Origin of the sequence: Sulfitobacter sp. JL08 (assembly GCF_003352045.1) — a bacterium.
In the GTDB taxonomy this organism is placed as follows: domain Bacteria; phylum Pseudomonadota; class Alphaproteobacteria; order Rhodobacterales; family Rhodobacteraceae; genus JL08.
In genome coordinates this window covers 2,111,866-2,128,023 of record NZ_CP025815.1, presented here as the reverse complement: position 1 = coordinate 2,128,023, position 16,158 = coordinate 2,111,866, and the positions used below count along the sequence as shown (strand labels likewise).

The 16,158-nt window shown below is 56.6% G+C and carries 20 protein-coding genes and 1 tRNA gene; 12 read left to right on the top strand and 9 right to left on the bottom strand.

Annotated elements, in window-relative coordinates; all coding sequences use genetic code 11:
* Positions 1-10 precede the first annotated feature (10 nt).
* From typA to C1J05_RS10515, 3 genes are all read right to left on the bottom strand, one after another.
* Positions 11-1,831: a translational GTPase TypA gene (gene typA, locus C1J05_RS10525; protein WP_114870215.1), complete on the bottom strand. Its 1,821-nt coding sequence runs from the start codon at positions 1,829-1,831 to the stop codon at positions 11-13.
* A 99-nt stretch (positions 1,832-1,930) separates the two neighbouring features.
* Positions 1,931-2,266, bottom strand: a complete 336-nt coding sequence (locus C1J05_RS10520; RefSeq protein ID WP_114870214.1) for a DMT family transporter — start codon at positions 2,264-2,266, stop codon at positions 1,931-1,933.
* A 9-nt stretch (positions 2,267-2,275) separates the two neighbouring features.
* A complete protein-coding gene (locus C1J05_RS10515) occupies positions 2,276-2,731 on the bottom strand; it encodes an Lrp/AsnC family transcriptional regulator (RefSeq protein ID WP_433989063.1) in 456 nt (151 codons plus the stop codon).
* Between the two features lie 138 nt (positions 2,732-2,869).
* Here C1J05_RS10515 and C1J05_RS10510 point away from each other — a divergent pair, with 138 nt between their 5' ends.
* Positions 2,870-3,058 carry a DUF6356 family protein gene (locus tag C1J05_RS10510; RefSeq protein WP_368073739.1) on the top strand — a complete coding sequence of 63 codons (189 nt, stop codon included), beginning with the start codon at positions 2,870-2,872 and terminating at the stop codon, positions 3,056-3,058.
* Positions 3,059-3,146: 88 nt separating this feature from the next.
* Here C1J05_RS10510 and C1J05_RS10505 read toward each other — a convergent pair whose 3' ends face one another.
* From C1J05_RS10505 to C1J05_RS10490, 4 genes are all read right to left on the bottom strand, one after another.
* Entirely contained in the window at positions 3,147-4,361 is a 1,215-nt protein-coding gene (locus C1J05_RS10505; RefSeq protein ID WP_114870211.1) for an NADP-dependent isocitrate dehydrogenase, read from the bottom strand.
* A gap of 110 nt (positions 4,362-4,471) precedes the next feature.
* Positions 4,472-5,056: an HD domain-containing protein gene (locus C1J05_RS10500; protein WP_114870210.1), complete on the bottom strand. Its 585-nt coding sequence runs from the start codon at positions 5,054-5,056 to the stop codon at positions 4,472-4,474.
* Positions 5,049-5,279, bottom strand: coding sequence for a hypothetical protein (locus C1J05_RS10495; protein ID WP_114870209.1), 231 nt, complete (start codon positions 5,277-5,279; stop codon positions 5,049-5,051). The genes C1J05_RS10500 and C1J05_RS10495 overlap by 8 nt, the downstream gene beginning before the upstream one ends.
* 1 nt (position 5,280) lies before the next feature.
* The gene (locus C1J05_RS10490) at positions 5,281-5,934 is read right to left on the bottom strand and encodes an alpha/beta hydrolase (protein ID WP_114870208.1); all 654 of its coding nucleotides are present in this window, start codon (positions 5,932-5,934) and stop codon (positions 5,281-5,283) included.
* A 175-nt stretch (positions 5,935-6,109) separates the two neighbouring features.
* Here C1J05_RS10490 and C1J05_RS10485 point away from each other — a divergent pair, with 175 nt between their 5' ends.
* From C1J05_RS10485 to C1J05_RS10440, 10 genes are all read left to right on the top strand, one after another.
* On the top strand, positions 6,110-6,568 hold the full coding sequence (locus C1J05_RS10485; protein ID WP_114870207.1) for an Rrf2 family transcriptional regulator: 459 nt from the start codon (positions 6,110-6,112) through the stop codon (positions 6,566-6,568).
* Between the two features lie 38 nt (positions 6,569-6,606).
* Entirely contained in the window at positions 6,607-7,650 is a 1,044-nt protein-coding gene (locus C1J05_RS10480) for a cysteine desulfurase family protein (protein ID WP_114870206.1), read from the top strand.
* Positions 7,651-7,670: 20 nt separating this feature from the next.
* On the top strand, positions 7,671-9,194 hold the full coding sequence (sufB, locus tag C1J05_RS10475; protein WP_114870205.1) for a Fe-S cluster assembly protein SufB: 1,524 nt from the start codon (positions 7,671-7,673) through the stop codon (positions 9,192-9,194).
* 50 nt (positions 9,195-9,244) lie between these two features.
* Positions 9,245-9,628, top strand: coding sequence for a hypothetical protein (locus C1J05_RS10470; RefSeq protein WP_162797992.1), 384 nt, complete (start codon positions 9,245-9,247; stop codon positions 9,626-9,628).
* A complete protein-coding gene (locus tag C1J05_RS10465; protein ID WP_114870203.1) occupies positions 9,625-9,945 on the top strand; it encodes a heavy metal-binding domain-containing protein in 321 nt (106 codons plus the stop codon). Before C1J05_RS10470 ends, C1J05_RS10465 begins: the two co-directional genes overlap by 4 nt.
* A gap of 181 nt (positions 9,946-10,126) precedes the next feature.
* Positions 10,127-10,882, top strand: coding sequence for a Fe-S cluster assembly ATPase SufC (sufC, locus tag C1J05_RS10460; protein WP_114870202.1), 756 nt, complete (start codon positions 10,127-10,129; stop codon positions 10,880-10,882).
* Entirely contained in the window at positions 10,882-12,162 is a 1,281-nt protein-coding gene (sufD, locus tag C1J05_RS10455) for a Fe-S cluster assembly protein SufD (protein WP_114870201.1), read from the top strand. Before sufC ends, sufD begins: the two co-directional genes overlap by 1 nt.
* Positions 12,162-12,641, top strand: coding sequence for a YIP1 family protein (locus C1J05_RS10450; RefSeq protein ID WP_114872258.1), 480 nt, complete (start codon positions 12,162-12,164; stop codon positions 12,639-12,641). Before sufD ends, C1J05_RS10450 begins: the two co-directional genes overlap by 1 nt.
* A complete protein-coding gene (locus tag C1J05_RS10445) occupies positions 12,638-13,234 on the top strand; it encodes a Yip1 family protein (protein ID WP_114870200.1) in 597 nt (198 codons plus the stop codon). Before C1J05_RS10450 ends, C1J05_RS10445 begins: the two co-directional genes overlap by 4 nt.
* Positions 13,227-14,447, top strand: coding sequence for a cysteine desulfurase (locus C1J05_RS10440; protein ID WP_114870199.1), 1,221 nt, complete (start codon positions 13,227-13,229; stop codon positions 14,445-14,447). The genes C1J05_RS10445 and C1J05_RS10440 overlap by 8 nt, the downstream gene beginning before the upstream one ends.
* Before the next feature lie 31 nt (positions 14,448-14,478).
* Here the strand turns inward: C1J05_RS10440 and C1J05_RS10435 are convergent, their stop codons facing one another.
* Positions 14,479-14,838, bottom strand: a complete 360-nt coding sequence (locus C1J05_RS10435) for a hypothetical protein (protein WP_114870198.1) — start codon at positions 14,836-14,838, stop codon at positions 14,479-14,481.
* A gap of 168 nt (positions 14,839-15,006) precedes the next feature.
* On the opposite strand from C1J05_RS10435, the gene C1J05_RS10430 reads away from it, so the two are divergent.
* Positions 15,007-15,083 (top strand) — tRNA-Arg (locus C1J05_RS10430).
* Between the two features lie 313 nt (positions 15,084-15,396).
* Here C1J05_RS10430 and C1J05_RS21400 read toward each other — a convergent pair.
* A complete protein-coding gene (locus C1J05_RS21400) occupies positions 15,397-16,140 on the bottom strand; it encodes a hypothetical protein (RefSeq protein ID WP_162797990.1) in 744 nt (247 codons plus the stop codon).
* Between the last annotated feature and the right edge of the window lie 18 nt (positions 16,141-16,158).

Here is a 16,158-nt window from a genome sequence, read left to right as displayed (position 1 = left end):
CCCAGATAGATCAGCCCGCTTTGGACATCCGCTTGCGTTCATGCGGATCCAGAAAGCGTTTACGCAGACGGATCGCGTTCGGCGTGACTTCGACCAGTTCATCGTCGTCGATATAGGCAATCGCCTGTTCCAGCGACATGGTGATCGGGGTGGTCAGGCGCACGGCCTCGTCCGTGCCCGATGCCCGCACGTTGGTCAGTTTCTTGCCTTTCAGCGGGTTCACTTCCAGATCGTTTTCACGGCTGTGTTCCCCGATGATCATGCCTTCGTAGATGTCGGCCTGCGCGCCGATGAACATGCGCCCGCGATCTTCAAGGTTCCACAGGGCATAGGCCACCGACTGACCGCTTTCCATGGAAATCAGCACACCGGCCCGGCGGCCCGGTATTGGCCCCTTGTGTGGCGCCCAGCCGTGAAAGACGCGGTTCAGCACGCCGGTGCCGCGCGTATCTGTCAGGAATTCGCCGTGATACCCGATCAGCCCGCGAGACGGCACCATGGCGATGATGCGGGTTTTGCCCGCACCGGCCGGTTTCATTTCGGTCAGTTCGCCCTTGCGGGTACCGGTGATCTTTTCGATCACCGCACCGGAATATTCGTCATCCACGTCAATCGTGACTTCTTCGATGGGTTCAAGACGTTCGCCGCTTTCGCTGGTCTGAAACAGAACCTGCGGGCGCGAAATCGACAGTTCGAACCCTTCACGGCGCATGTTTTCGATCAGAACGCCCATTTGCAATTCGCCGCGTCCGGCGACTTCAAAGGCTTCGCCGCCCGGTGTGTCGCTGATCTTGATGGCAACGTTGGATTCTGCTTCTTTCATCAGGCGGTCGCGGATCACGCGGCTTTGTACTTTTTTGCCGTCACGGCCCGCGAGCGGCGAATCGTTGATACCAAAGGTCACCGTGATGGTAGGCGGATCAATCGGTTGCGCGGGCAGGGCGGTGGTGACCGAAGGCGCGACAATGCTGTCGGCCACGGTGGCCTTGGACATGCCCGCGATGGACACGATATCGCCTGCTTCGGCGCGATCAATTGCCTGCTGGCCCAGACCGCGGAAGGCAAGAATTTTTGTCGCGCGGAAGTTTTCGATCAACATGCCGTCGCGTGACAGCGCCTTGACGGTTTCACCCGCCTTGAGCGTGCCGGATTCCACGCGGCCCGTCAGGATACGGCCGATAAACGGGTCCGATCCAAGGGTTGTCGCCAGCATGGTGAACGGTTCATCCATTCGTTCGATCTGTTTGGGCGCGGGGACGTGTTTCACGATCAGATCAAACAGCGCATCCAGATTCTTGCGGGGACCGTCCAGTTCCATATCTGCCCAGCCTGAGCGGCCCGAGGCATACATGGACGGGAAATCAAGCTGATCGTCATCGGCACCCAGATTGGCGAACAGGTCAAAACATTCGTCCAGCGCGCGATCGGGTTCGGCATCGGGTTTGTCGACCTTGTTCAGAACCACAATCGGGCGCAGGCCCAGTGCCAGCGCCTTGGAGGTCACGAATTTGGTTTGCGGCATCGGACCTTCGGCGGCATCCACCAGCAACACAACGCCATCCACCATCGACAGGATGCGTTCGACCTCGCCGCCGAAATCGGCATGGCCGGGCGTGTCGACGATATTGATGCGCATGCCTTTCCATTCCAAAGACGTGGCTTTGGCCAGAATGGTGATACCGCGTTCGCGTTCCAGATCGTTGCTGTCCATGGCGCGTTCGGCCACCGACTGGTTTTCGCGGAACGCACCGGATTGTTTGAGCAATTCATCCACCAGCGTGGTCTTGCCATGGTCAACGTGCGCGATGATTGCGATATTTCGCAGGTCCATTGTCTCTACCTTTTTTCGGAGTTGTCGCGCGCATACATCGCTGCGGTGCAGAATGCTAGGGGAAAAAGCGGAATGGCCCTGTGACGTGGCGCGCCAGCGCTAGTGCGTGGTGGTGCCCGAAAACACATGGATCACGACAATCCCGCCGATAATCATCGACAGGCCCAGTATGGCAGGCAGGTCAAGCCGCTGGCCAAAGACGATAAAGGCAATCAGCGCAATGGACACGATGCCCAGACCCGACCAGATCGCATAGACGATGCCCACAGGCATGTATTTCAGCGTCACTGCCATCAGATAGAAGGACAGCGCATAGGCGATCACCACAATGACCGACGGCCAGAACCGCGAAAACTGGGCGCTGGCCTGCAACGCGGTTGTCCCGATTGTTTCGGCAATCACCGCGATGAACAGATAAAGATAGTGAACGGGCATGATGCCTCCCTAAAGCGGTAATTCGGTGGTGTCCTTGATCTGTTCCATTACGAAACTGGCCGACACATCCGACAGGGGGACGCGCCGGATCAGGTTCTGGTACAGCCGGTCATACCCCGCCATATCCGCAACCCGCGCGCGGATCAAATAATCTAGATCGCCGGTCATGCGGTAGACGCCCAGAATTTCGGGCATGGACTGGGTCGCTGCCGAAAACGTGCGCAGCCAGTTCGGTTCGTGTGAATTGGTGCGGATTTGCAGGAACACCATAAGCCCCAGCCCCAGTTTTTCCGGTGACAGCAAGGCGACGCGCTTTTCAATGACGCCTGCATCCTCCAGCGCCTTGATCCGGCGCCAGCAGGCGTTGCGCGACAGGTGCACCCGTTCGCCCAGCGTATCAAGCGATTGTGTGGTGTCGCGTTGCAGTTCTTGCAGTATGCGGCGATCTATTTCATCAAATGTCATCATAAATTGCCTTATCGCGGGAAAATATCACAAGATAAAGCGGAATAAACCGATATTTGGGACATATGTTCAAGCTGTTTTTTCTAATTTGTCGGCACCACTCACGGATCGGAGCGCGACATGTTTGACCGGATATTTTTGGATCACCCGCAAAGCGTAGATGAATCATTTTTTCAGCATATGCTGTTTGCGCTGAAATTTTCCGGCGCATTGTTTGCAGCGGCCGGCGCCGCGCTGGTGCACGCGTTTGTCCCTTGCGCGTTTGAAAAGACGGCAAGCGGCATCATCGAGAAGCTGCACCACCGGATGCATAACCGAACCCATTAATTGAAAAAGCCGCCCCCGGGGTGTGGGACGGCTTTTCCAGTTGATACCTGAGCGGGGCCATTGCTGGCCCCGCTTTTTTTATCCGGATTTATCCGGCCAGGGCCTTGTTCAGGTTTTCATCTACCTTTTCAAGGAACCCCATTGTGGTCAGCCATTTCTGATCGGGTCCGACCAGCAGCGCCAGATCCTTGGTCATGTCGCCGCTTTCTACGGTGTCGACAACGACCTTTTCCAGCGTGGTGGCAAAGTTCATCAATGTGTCGTTGCCATCCAGTTTGGCGCGGTGCTTCAATCCGCCGGTCCAGGCATAGATCGACGCGATCGAGTTGGTCGATGTTTCCTCGCCTTTCTGGTGCTGGCGGTAATGGCGCGTCACGGTGCCGTGGGCGGCTTCGGCCTCGACGGTTTTGCCATCGGGTGTCATCAGCACCGAGGTCATCAGGCCCAGCGAACCAAAGCCCTGGGCCACGGTGTCGGACTGGACGTCGCCATCGTAGTTTTTGCAGGCCCAGACATAACCGCCGTTCCATTTCATCGCGCAGGCGACCATGTCGTCGATCAGGCGGTGTTCATAGGTGATGCCCGCCTTTTTGAACTTGTCTTCGAATTCTTCCTCATAGACCTTCTGGAACAGCTCCAGGAACCGGCCATCATATTGCTTGAGGATGGTGTTCTTGGTCGACAGGTACACCGGCCAGCCCAGCGACAGGCCATAGTTCATGGACGCGCGGGCGAAATCGATGATTGATTTGTCCAGATTGTACATCGCCATGACAACACCGGAATCGGGCGCATCGAACACTTCGCGTTCAATTTCGCTGCCATCATCGCCGACGAATTTGATCGTCAGCTTGCCCTTGCCGGGAAATTTGAAATCGGTGGCGCGGTACTGATCGCCAAAGGCATGACGGCCGACAACAATCGGTTTGGTCCAGCCGGGCACAAGGCGGGGCACGTTCTGGCAGATGATCGGCTGGCGGAAAATCACGCCGCCCAGAATGTTGCGGATTGTGCCGTTGGGGCTGCGCCACATCTGTTTCAGGCCGAATTCTTCTACCCGCGCCTCGTCCGGCGTGATGGTCGCACATTTGACGCCAACGCCGTATTTCTGGATGGCATGGGCGGAATCAACGGTGATCTGGTCATCGGTTTCATCGCGTGCCTGAATGCCCAGATCGTAGTATTTCAGATCGATATCGAGATAAGGCAGGATCAGTTTCTTCTTGATGAAATCCCAGATGATGCGGGTCATTTCGTCGCCGTCGAGTTCGACGACGGGATTGTCCACCTTGATCTTGGTCATGGGTGCGGTCCCTTTGCTGTAGGTTGAATCACTTGCGCGCGGTCTAACGCACTTCTTGCGGGCTGGAAAGACTGTATACCAATGTATACCGGTGACGAGATGTCGCGGTGTCAGTGCGGCGAGGGTTCAAAGAAGCCTGCCAGTCGCGGTTGCAGCCACGCCCAAAGCCGCGGCGCGCCGCGCTGAACCTTGGCCCCGACACGGGTTTGCAGCTGATCGGCCGTCACGTTGTAATCGCGCCATGTGCCGCCGCTGCTTTGCAGGTTGCTGTTGACGGGCTGAACGCGATCAATGCTTTTGGCGAAAATGGCATCATCGCTTTCGGCCGCTTCAAATTCTTCCCACAAGGCCCGAAAGCTGTCGCGCTGATCAGGCGGAAGAAGCCCGAATATACGTTCGGCGGCCTGTTGTTCGATCACTTCCATTTCCAGCGGATCATGATCACCGTGAATGGGGTTGTCGCCCGCATCGATTTCCACAATGTCATGCACCAGCAACATTTTGATAACGCGGTCGACGTTGACGGGGCGATCGGAATGTTCGGCCAGAACCAAGGCGTAAAGGGCAATGTGCCAGCTGTGTTCGCCCGAATTTTCCGGGCGCGACCCGTCATTCAGGGTGGTGCCACGCAGAACCGATTTCAGTTTGTCAGCTTCGTTCAGAAACGCGAACTGTCGGTCCAGCCGGTCAGTCATCTGACGGCAGGCCCGCTTCTTTCCGGCGTTTGGACAGGATCATACGGGCGCGTTCTTCGGCGCGGCGCACGCGGATGGCCGTCATGTACGCCTCTTCCAGAGTCTGGGAAAAGCCGCCAAGCGCCGCGGACAGTTCGGCGATCACATCATCCTTGCCGGTGGCGTGCAGAATTTCCATCGTCTGCAACGCCAGCTCGTCGGCAATATCATTGGTCAGGGACATATCAGCGCGATGTCTCTGTCAGGCGGCGTTTCACGTAATCGGTTGTGTTGGAAATCAAAGTATCCATGTGCGGCGGTTCAAAGAAATGGCCGGCCCCTTCGATTTCCTGATGGGTGATCGTGATGCCCTTTTGTTCATGCAGCTTGTTGACCAGAGACACGGTATCGGCGGGCGGGGCGACGCGATCCGCACTGCCGTTGATGATCAGGCCCGAAGACGGGCAGGGCGCCAGAAAGGAAAAGTCATACATGTTGGCCGGGGGCGACACGCTGATGAAACCGGTGATTTCAGGACGGCGCATCAAAAGCTGCATTCCGATCCACGCCCCAAAGCTGAAGCCTGCGACCCAGCAGTGTTTGGAATTGTTGTTCATCGACTGCAGGTAATCGAGCGCCGAGGCCGCATCGCTCAACTCTCCGATGCCCTGATCATATTCGCCCTGGCTGCGACCGACACCGCGGAAATTGAACCGCAATACGGTAAAGCCCATGTTGTAAAACGCGTAGTGCAGGTTGTAGACAACCTTGTGATTCATCGTGCCGCCGAATTGCGGGTGCGGATGCAGGATGATCGCGATGGGCGCGTCTTTTTCTTTTTGCGGGTGATAGCGGCCTTCGAGGCGGCCTTCGGGTCCGGGAAAAATAACCTCGGGCATGTGCGTCCTTGTTCATGACACCAAGGCGCGCTGAATTCTTGACGAAATCGCTAAGGCACCTTAGAACTGTTCTAATCTATTCGACCGCAGCGATGCGGTAGCTTGCGGGACTTAAGCGCTACGGCGCGGAAGGTCAAGAATTCAGACGGCTTTTGCAGGCCAGAGGGCGTTAAACATGAAACTATCGACCAAAGGGCGTTATGCAATGGTGGCGCTGGCCGATCTGGCGCTGACATCGGGCGACAAGCTGGTGACTTTGGGCGAGATCTCGGAACGACAGGACATTTCGCTGCCCTATCTTGAGCAGTTGTTCGTAAAGTTGCGGCGCGCCGGGCTGGTGGCATCGGTGCGCGGGCCCGGCGGGGGCTATCGGCTGGCGAGACTTCCATCGGAAATACGCGTTGTGGACGTGCTTTCGGCCGTGGATGAAACGGTTGACGCGATGCACAAGGGGGCAGGGGTATCAGGCGCGCTGTCGGGCAGCCGCGCACAGTCGCTGACCAACAGGTTGTGGGAAGGATTGAGCGCGCAGGTCTATGTGTTTTTGCACCAGACCCGGCTGTCGGACGTGATTGAAAACGAACTGGCGCCCTGTCCGGCGGTGCCGAACCTGTTTGCGGTTGTGGATGATTAGGGCGACGGGGTTTTGAGTATTTCTGGACAAATGAAGCGATGAAGCGCACCTATCTGGATCACAATGCGACAACGCCGCTGCGCGCCGAGGCGCGGGCGGCGATGTGTGCGGCGATGGATGTGGTGGGCAATCCGTCTTCGGTCCATGCCGAGGGGCGGGCGGCGAAAGCCCTGATCGAAAACGCGCGCGGACAGATTGCCCAAGCCCTGGGGGCGGGGGATGCGGATATCGTGTTCACGTCGAGCGCGACCGAGGCGGCGGCGCTGGCCTGTGCCGGGCGCGGACTGCATGGCGGCGAAATTGAGCACGAGGCGGTGCTTGCGTGGGTTAAGCCGGATCTGCCGGTTGACGCAAAGGGAAAAGCGGATGTTGCGGATGCGGCGCAGACCGCGCTGCAACTGGCCAACTCGGAGACCGGCATTCTTCAGGACATACCGGCAGGACTGGCCGTATGCGATCTGACGCAGGCGCTTGGCAAGGTGCCGCTGCGGTTTGACGAACTGGGCGTCGATATGGCGATTGTCTCGGCGCATAAACTGGGCGGACCCAAAGGCGTCGGCGCGCTGGTGTTGCGGCGCGGGCTGGATATTGCAGCCCAGATCAAGGGCGGCGGGCAGGAAATGGGCCGCCGGTCCGGGACGGAAAACACCATCGGCATTGCCGGATTTGGCGCGGCGGCAACGGCTGCGGTTGCGGATGTAGCGGCGGGGCGGTGGGAAAAAATCGGCCAGTTTAGAAATATTCTAGAAAAGGCTCTTGAGGCTGGCGTAAATAAGACTATTTTTGTCGGGAAAGGCGTGGGACGTTTGCCCAACACCTCTTGCTTCGCGGCCCCCGGCTGGAAAGGCGAGACGCAGGTGATGCAGATGGACCTGTCCGGATTTGCCGTTTCGGCAGGCTCTGCCTGTTCCAGCGGCAAGGTGCGGGCCAGCCGAGTGTTGCGGGCGATGGGGTACGGCGACGAGGTTGCGGGCAGTGCGATCCGGGTGTCGCTGGGGCTTGAGACGCAGGAAGACGATGTTGTCAGGTTTGCAGAAACCTGGCTGGACAAAAGACACAAACATGCGCGCCGGGCGGCGTGACCGAAGCGGGAGTATCGATTATGGCAGCACTGGACAACACAACCGTCAAGGAAGGTGTGGATCAGGACACCGTCGATGCGGTGCGCGAGGTTGGCGGCAAGTACAAATACGGCTGGTCGACCGATGTCGAAATGGAATACGCGCCCAAAGGTCTGACGCCCGATATCGTGCGGCTGATTTCAGAAAAGAACGGCGAACCGCAGTGGATGACCGATTGGCGGCTTGAAGCCTATGAACGCTGGCTGACCAAGGAAGAGCCCGATTGGGCGATGGTCGATTATCCTGAAATCGACTTTCAGGACCAGTATTATTACGCGCGCCCCAAAAGTTTCGAGGTTAAACCCAAGTCTCTGGACGAGGTCGATCCGAAATTGCTTGCGACCTATGAAAAGCTGGGCATTCCGCTGAAAGAGCAGATGATCCTTGCCGGTGTCGAGGGCGCCGAGGACATGCCCGCCGAGGGCCGCAAGGTGGCGGTTGACGCGGTGTTTGATTCCGTATCGCTGGGCACGACCTTTCAGGATGAGCTGAAAAAAGCGGGTGTGATTTTCTGTTCGATTTCCGAAGCGATCAAGGACCATCCCGAACTGGTGCGCAAATATCTGGGATCGGTGGTGCCGGTGTCGGACAATTTTTACGCAACGCTGAACAGCGCCGTGTTTTCGGACGGATCGTTTGTCTATGTGCCGCCGGGCGTGCGCTGCCCGATGGAGCTGAGCACCTATTTCCGGATCAATGCGGAAAACACCGGCCAGTTCGAACGCACGCTGATCATCGCCGACAAAGGCAGCTATGTGTCTTATCTGGAAGGATGTACCGCACCGCAGCGCGATATTTCGCAACTGCACGCCGCCGTGGTGGAAATCATCATCGAGGAAGACGCCGAGGTGAAATATTCCACGGTGCAGAACTGGTATCCCGGCGACGAGAACGGCAAGGGCGGGATCTATAACTTCGTGACCAAACGCGCCGATTGCCGTGGCGACCGCGCCAAGGTGATGTGGACGCAGGTGGAAACCGGGTCTGCGGTGACGTGGAAATATCCGTCCTGCATCCTGCGGGGCGATGACAGCCAGGGCGAGTTCTATTCGATTGCCATTGCCAACAATTACCAGCAGGCCGACACCGGCACCAAGATGATCCATCTGGGCAAGAACACCAAAAGCCGGATCGTGTCCAAGGGGATCAGCGCGGGCCACGCGCAGAACACCTATCGAGGGCTGGTGTCGATGCACCCCAAAGCCAAGAACAGCCGCAATTATACGCAGTGCGACAGCCTGCTGATCGGCGGAAATTGTGGCGCGCACACGGTGCCCTATATCGAGGTGAAGAACAATTCGTCCCGCGTGGAGCACGAGGCGACCACATCCAAGGTGGATGATGATCAGCTGTTTTACTGCCGCAGCCGTGGCATGGACGAGGAAGAGGCCGTGGCGCTGGTGGTGAACGGGTTTTGCAAGGACGTGTTGCAGGCACTGCCGATGGAATTTGCTATGGAAGCGCAGCAGCTGGTTGCGATTTCGCTGGAAGGCAGCGTTGGGTAATCCGTACCTGACTGTGCTTGTGACGTGACTGGCCAAGGAACCTAAAGCTGATGGGTCTTTCTGACGAACCGATGCCGACATCTCCGAATGGCGGTGCAGAGGTTAACGCGAGATACGCGCGTGCAATGGGACAAAGCTATTTGTCGCGGGGCCTATTTTCGATGGCTATGCTTAGTTTTGTTGTGGGTGGATTTTTCTTTCAGGCCGTCTGGAATTTGATTTTCGGATTTACGACCATTGCACCTACGCTGATAGGGGCCATTGGGACACCGATTTTTTTTCTGTTTTGGTCTGTCGGTGCATCACGACGTGCCGTTCATGATGAGGCCGAGCAGAAACGATTTGAAGAAGCGGAACGATCAACTCAGAGACTGCGCGATATAGAAGTCGCGCGCGCGCGGGGCGACTTTGACCGCTGGGAAAAAGACAAATGATCGTCACAACCACACCTTCCGTCGAAGGCCACAGCATCACAGCCTACAAGGGCATCGTTGTGGGCGAGGCGATTATGGGTGCCAACGTGGTGCGCGATATTTTTGCGTCGATCACTGATATCGTCGGTGGTCGGTCTGGTGCCTATGAAAGCAAGCTGCAGGATGCGCGCGACACCGCCTTGCGCGAATTGCAGGATCGGGCGCGTGAACTGGGCTCGAACGCGGTGGTTGGCGTTGATCTGGATTACGAGGTTGTCGGGCAATCCATGCTGATGGTCAGCGCGTCGGGCACCGCCGTTGTGCTTAAGGACGGCTGACATGGGATTCGAGGTGATCAACCAATCCGGTCCTGACTTTTCCGGATGCTGCGCCGGAGCGGGCAAGCGCGTGCCGCACCCCGCCAATTCATCACGCAGGGATATGACAGATATCCTTGCGTTTTACACGAAACCCTTCTGAGGCCGCTGTGGCTGTGAATGAACTTAGACGAGGCAAGACATGTTAGAAATCAAAGACCTGCACGTGCAACTTGAAGAAGAAGACAAGCAAATCCTGAAAGGTGTGAACCTGACGGTGGATGCGGGCAAGGTGCATGCCATCATGGGGCCGAACGGGTCGGGTAAATCCACCCTATCTTATGTTCTTTCGGGCAAGGACGGCTACGAGGTGACAGCCGGGTCGGCCACGTTGGACGGGGCCGATATCCTGGATATGGAACCGGAAGAGCGCGCGGCGGCGGGGCTGTTTCTGGCGTTCCAGTACCCTGTTGAAATTCCCGGTGTGGGCAACATGACGTTCCTGCGTACGGCCGTGAATGCCCAGCGCAAGGTGCGCGGGCAGGACGAGATGAGCGCGGCAGAATTCCTCAAGGTGATCCGTGCCAAGGCCAAGGAACTTCAGATTGATGCGGATATGCTGAAACGTCCGGTTAATGTCGGCTTTTCCGGCGGGGAAAAGAAACGCAATGAAATCCTGCAGATGGCAATGCTGGAACCGAAAATGTGCATTCTTGACGAAACGGATTCCGGTCTGGACGTCGATGCGATGAAACTGGTGGCATCCGGTGTCAACGCGCTGCGCGATGCGGGGCGCGGATTTCTGGTGATCACCCATTACCAGCGTTTGCTGGATCACATCAAACCCGATGTCGTTCATATCATGGCCGATGGCCGCATCGTGAAAACCGGTGGACCTGAACTGGCGCTTGAAGTCGAAAACAACGGCTACACGGATATTCTGGCAGAGGTGGCGTAATGGGCCTGCCGGAATTGAAACAGACCACGACCGAAGCGCGAGTGAACGCGCTTGCGATGCCCCAGGGCGGATGGAGCATGACAGCGCGCACGGCAGCATTGTCGCGCGTTCAAACCATGGGGTTGCCATCGCGGCGCGATGAATACTGGAAATTCACCCGCCCAGATACGCTGACAGCGGTGGACGCGCCGGATGCCGCGGCACTCGATCCCGAAGAAAAGCCAGTGTTTGGCGATATCGACCGGTTGAAGATCGTGTTTGTGGACGGCGTTTTTGATGCCGACGCATCGGATGATCTGACGCTGGAAGGGGTCAGTATCGAACGCCTTGCCGCCGTTGCGGACAAGGATATCCACTGGGCCAAAGATTTGTACGGTGTATTGGAAACCAACGGCCAGACACCGGTGCACCGCCCGCTGGCGGCGCTGAATACGGCCTTTGCGACAGATGGTGTTCTGATCCATGTAACGGGGCGTGTTTCGCGCCCGATCAGCCTGATCTATCATCATGTGTCGACCACGTCGGATGCCATTCTGCACCATGTGATCAAGCTGGAAAAAGGCGCCGATGTCACGGTGCTTGAAAACGGGCCAGCCGCGGCGCGGTTCAACAAGGTGATGGAAATCGACATTGCCGATGGCGCCGGCTTTCACCATGTGCGCGCGCAGGGGCGCGATCATGACCGGCGTGCGGCGACGCATATGTTCGCGCGTCTGGGCGAAAACAGCACGTTCAAATCCTTTACGCTGACGGCAAACGGCGTTCTGACACGCAATGAATGCGTGATCGAACTGACCGGTGATGATGCGGTGGCCCATGTGGCCGGTGCCTGCGTTGGCGATGGTGATTTCCATCACGATGATACGGTGTTCATCACCCATGACGCAGTGAATTGCGAAAGCCGTCAGGTGTTCAAAAAGGTGCTGCGCAACGGCGCGACAGGTGTGTTTCAGGGCAAGATTCTGGTGAAACAGCATGCCCAGAAAACCGACGGCTACCAGATCAGCCAATCCTTGCTGCTGGATGGCGACAGCCAGTTTCTGGCCAAACCCGAGCTTGAGATCTATGCCGATGATGTTGTGTGTTCGCATGGCAGTACATCGGGCGCAATTGACGAGGATGCGTTGTTTTATCTGCGCTCGCGCGGGGTGGACGAAAAGCAGGCTACCGATCTGCTGACGCTGGCCTTTCTGGCAGAAGCGGTCGAAGAGATCGAAAACGAGGCATTGGCCGAAGATATTCTGGCGCGCCTTGAAGCGTGGCTGGCCCGCCGAAGCTGATGCCTGTCACGCGCGATATCGCAGCGACGTATCGCGGCCCGCGCAAGGTGATGCAGCGCCTGCTGGACATGGGACAGCGCGAAGATCGCGCGCTGATCTTTGTCATGGCGGCCTGTGTTATCACCTTTATCGCGCAGTGGCCGTATCTGGCACGCAGGGCGCATTTGGAAGATGTGGAACTGAACGGGTTGCTGGCCGGTTCGTTGATGGCATGGATTATTGTGGCACCCTTGCTGCTTTATGTTCTGGCATGGTTCAGTCATGTGCTGGCTAGACTGGTGGGCGGCAAAGGCAGCTATTACAGTGCCCGTATCGCATTGTTCTGGGCCTTTCTTGCGACCAGTCCCCTGATGCTGTTGCACGGTTTGATGCGCGGTTTTATCGGAACGGGGACACAGGAACAGATCATCGGTCTGGTCTGGCTGGGCTGTTTCCTGTGGTTCTGGCTGGCCGGATTGTGGCAGGCAGAGCGGGCATGACACTGACAGTTCCATACTGGCGCGATCTGGCGATAGAAACATTGCGCGCCCCTGCGCAGGCCGCAGAGCGGGTGATGGCCTTTCAATTGCCGCGCGATATGTTGTGGCTGTCCCTGTTGCTGGTCGCGGTGCTGAACACGATTGTCTACATGGTGACAAATATTCTGGTGCCGACGCCATCGCCCTTGCCCGGTGCGTTTCAAAGCCCGGTTGTGTTCCTGTTCATCGTTGCCGGTGGTCTGGTTCTGACGGTGCACGCGCTTTACTGGACGGGGCGTGCCTTGGGCGGAACCGGCGAACTGGGTGATATTCTAGTTCTGATGATCTGGTTGCAGGCGCTGCGTGTCGCCTTGCAGGTGATCACGCTGGTCCTGCTGATCCTTGCCCCGGTTCTGGCTGCCTTTGTGGTGATGGCCGCCGCGCTGTGGGGCATCTGGATACTCGTGAATTTCATCAACACGGCGCATCATCTCAACTCTTTGCCGCGCGCGGCAGGGGTGCTGGTGGCCGCAATGCTGGGCCTTGCGCTTGGCCTGTCTTTCTTCTTGTCCCTGATCGGGGCCACACTATTGGGATCTGTCGCCTATGTATGATGTAGAAAAAATCCGCTCCGATTTTCCGATCCTGTCACGCACTGTGAACGACAAACCGCTGGTCTATCTGGACAATGGTGCGTCAGCGCAGAAACCGCAGGTGGTGATTGATGCGGTAACACGCGCCTATTCGCATGAATATTCCAATGTTCACCGTGGCTTGCATTATCTTTCGAACCTTGCGACCGACCATTATGAACGGGTCCGTGGCATTGTTGCGACCTTTCTGAACGCCAGATCGGAAGACGAGATCGTGTTCAATTCCGGCACCACCGAAGGCATCAATCTGGTGGCTTATGGCTGGGCCATGCCGCGGATGCAGGCGGGCGATGAGATTATTCTGAGCGTGATGGAACACCATGCGAATATCGTGCCATGGCATTTCCTGCGCGAGCGTCAGGGTGTGGTAATCAAATGGGTCGATACCGATATCAACGGCGATCTGGACCCGCAGGCAGTGATCGATGCCATCACACCGCGCACCAAACTGATTGCAATCACGCAGCTTTCCAATGTGCTGGGCACCAAGGTTGATGTGAAAACCATAACGGCGGCGGCCCATGCAAAGGGCGTTCCGGTTCTGGTGGACGGGTCACAGGCGGCGGTGCACATGCCGGTGGATGTGCAGGATCTGGATTGCGATTTCTACGCGATTACCGGGCATAAACTTTACGGCCCGTCCGGGTCGGGCGCGATTTTCATCAAATCGGAACGGATGGCGGAAATGCGCCCCTTTATCGGCGGCGGCGACATGATCCGCGAGGTCAGCAAGGAAGAGGTGACCTATAACGATCCCCCGATGAAGTTCGAGGCGGGCACACCCGGTATCGTGCAGACCATCGGCTTTGGCGTGGCGCTGGAATACATGATGGGGCTGGGGATGGACAATATTCTGGCCCATGAAAACGCCCTGCGTGATTATGCGCGCACCCGTCTGGATGGCCTGAACTGGTTGCAGGTTCAGGGGCAATCTGTTGATAAGGCTGCGATTTTCAGCTTTACATTGGACGGGGCCGCACATGCACACGATATTTCAACCGTGCTGGACAAAAGGGGCGTTGCTGTGCGGGCGGGCCATCACTGTGCCGGTCCGTTGATGGATCATCTGGGTGTCACCGCCACATGCCGCGCGTCTTTCGGGCTTTATAACACCACAGCCGAAGTCGATGTTCTGGTGGATGCGCTGGAACTGGCGCATGATCTTTTTGCCTAGGCGTGATAGGCGGGGTGGAAAAGGAACACTTTCAATGCCACGTCTGATCTTTGCCGCAACTTTCATCCTGCTTGCTCCCCTGACTGTCCAGGCTGATATCCAGCCGCAAAGCGGCACATGGGCCAACGCTGTCGAGTTTGTGGACCAGACCGGATGCCCGCCGCAAATGGTTACTCAGTTGCAGGCCAACATGGCTGGCGGCCATGTCGGGCCGATCATCTTTCCCGAACCGTTTGATCCGGTCGCGCTGCAAGGCGCAGACATTCAGTTTACCTGGACAAAGCTGGACGAAAACGTCTGGCAGGGGGTTTTCAGCGATATATCCGACAGCGGCATGGGCGATATTATTGCCGTGTCGAAATCCGTGGTGACGGTCGTCGATCCGACGCATATCGAACAGGATGCGGAAATGAACGTGACTCTGCCCGAAGCGATGGCCAAAATGGCAGGAATGGCATCATCCACCTGCGTGGTGCGCAGCAAGGTCTTTCACGCGCGACAGCCCCGACAGGTTTTTAAGATTGCAGGCTGTGCGGGGCAACGCTATACCCCGCGACATGGACCCATAGCTCAGCTGGATAGAGCGCTGCCCTCCGAAGGCAGAGGCCAGAGGTTCGAATCCTCTTGGGTCCGCCAGTCAATCATAATTTATAATTTAAATACAATATTTTAGTATTGGTTAATGCTTAAACGTCCCCCATTTGGCCCGCCATTTCGAATTTGCATCAAGCTTTTAAGCCACGGTGTTTTCCAATGGTGGCAAGCTGGTGCAGAAGCAGACGACAACAAAAGCTTTCTATTTTATGATGGGGGGCAGGACGTTCACCAAATTCGGTGGCCTCACGCCATACGAATGCATCTGAAAAATCTCGACTTCGTAGCCAGAGCGATTCATCCTGAACCCGACCCATCAGATGCCGGGACTAAACACCTAAGCCAAGGAAGATTTTCAATTAATGTGCAGCGCCGCCAAAATTTGTTCCAAAACCAAATGGCCCATAGTTGGATTTGAATGAATTATGTCACGCGCAGGTTGCTTCATATCAGTATGAATCCGCACAGCATTCCGAGTAAAAGCTCTTCCTGTCAAACATCCATATTCTATAGTTTGCTCAGGTTGGTACAAAATACTAACCCCAGTAAATTTAGAAAATGTATTCGCGTGCGCATTGCGCAAAATTTCAGATAAATATTCTCCTCCTCGTTCTTCGATTACACGCTTGAGTGCGCGATTTTTTTTTCCTTCGATTTTCAGCAACTGCGCTCCAGGATAAGGTTGCGGAATAATACAAATGGGTATGTCGGTGACCACGCGTATTTGAGAAACTAATTCGTAGGTAACACCACTTTCTATTATGCGCGACAATGCCGCTAGATAGGCCGACTGTGACAACATCTGACGTCTGAAAGGAACGCCACCAGTGCGTTCAATTTTTCGAAGCATTGGCTCAGCAGAGGGCCAACCAGAAACACTGTGTCTTTGTAGTAACTGCCCAGCGTTAAAGACGGACGCTGTATCTCCTACAAATACGAGCGCGTCGAATGAATTTAAATCAACTCGTTCTGGCATCCCGTGCTGATTTAAAGCCTCAATAAGTTGAGGGTCTTTGAAAAATAATTCTGTTCCTTCTAATTCCGCACCCTTAAGGCCGGTGCCTGCTTTGGCAACCCAAGTAATAGACTGGTTTGCCAAGGGAGATTCTAGTTGTGC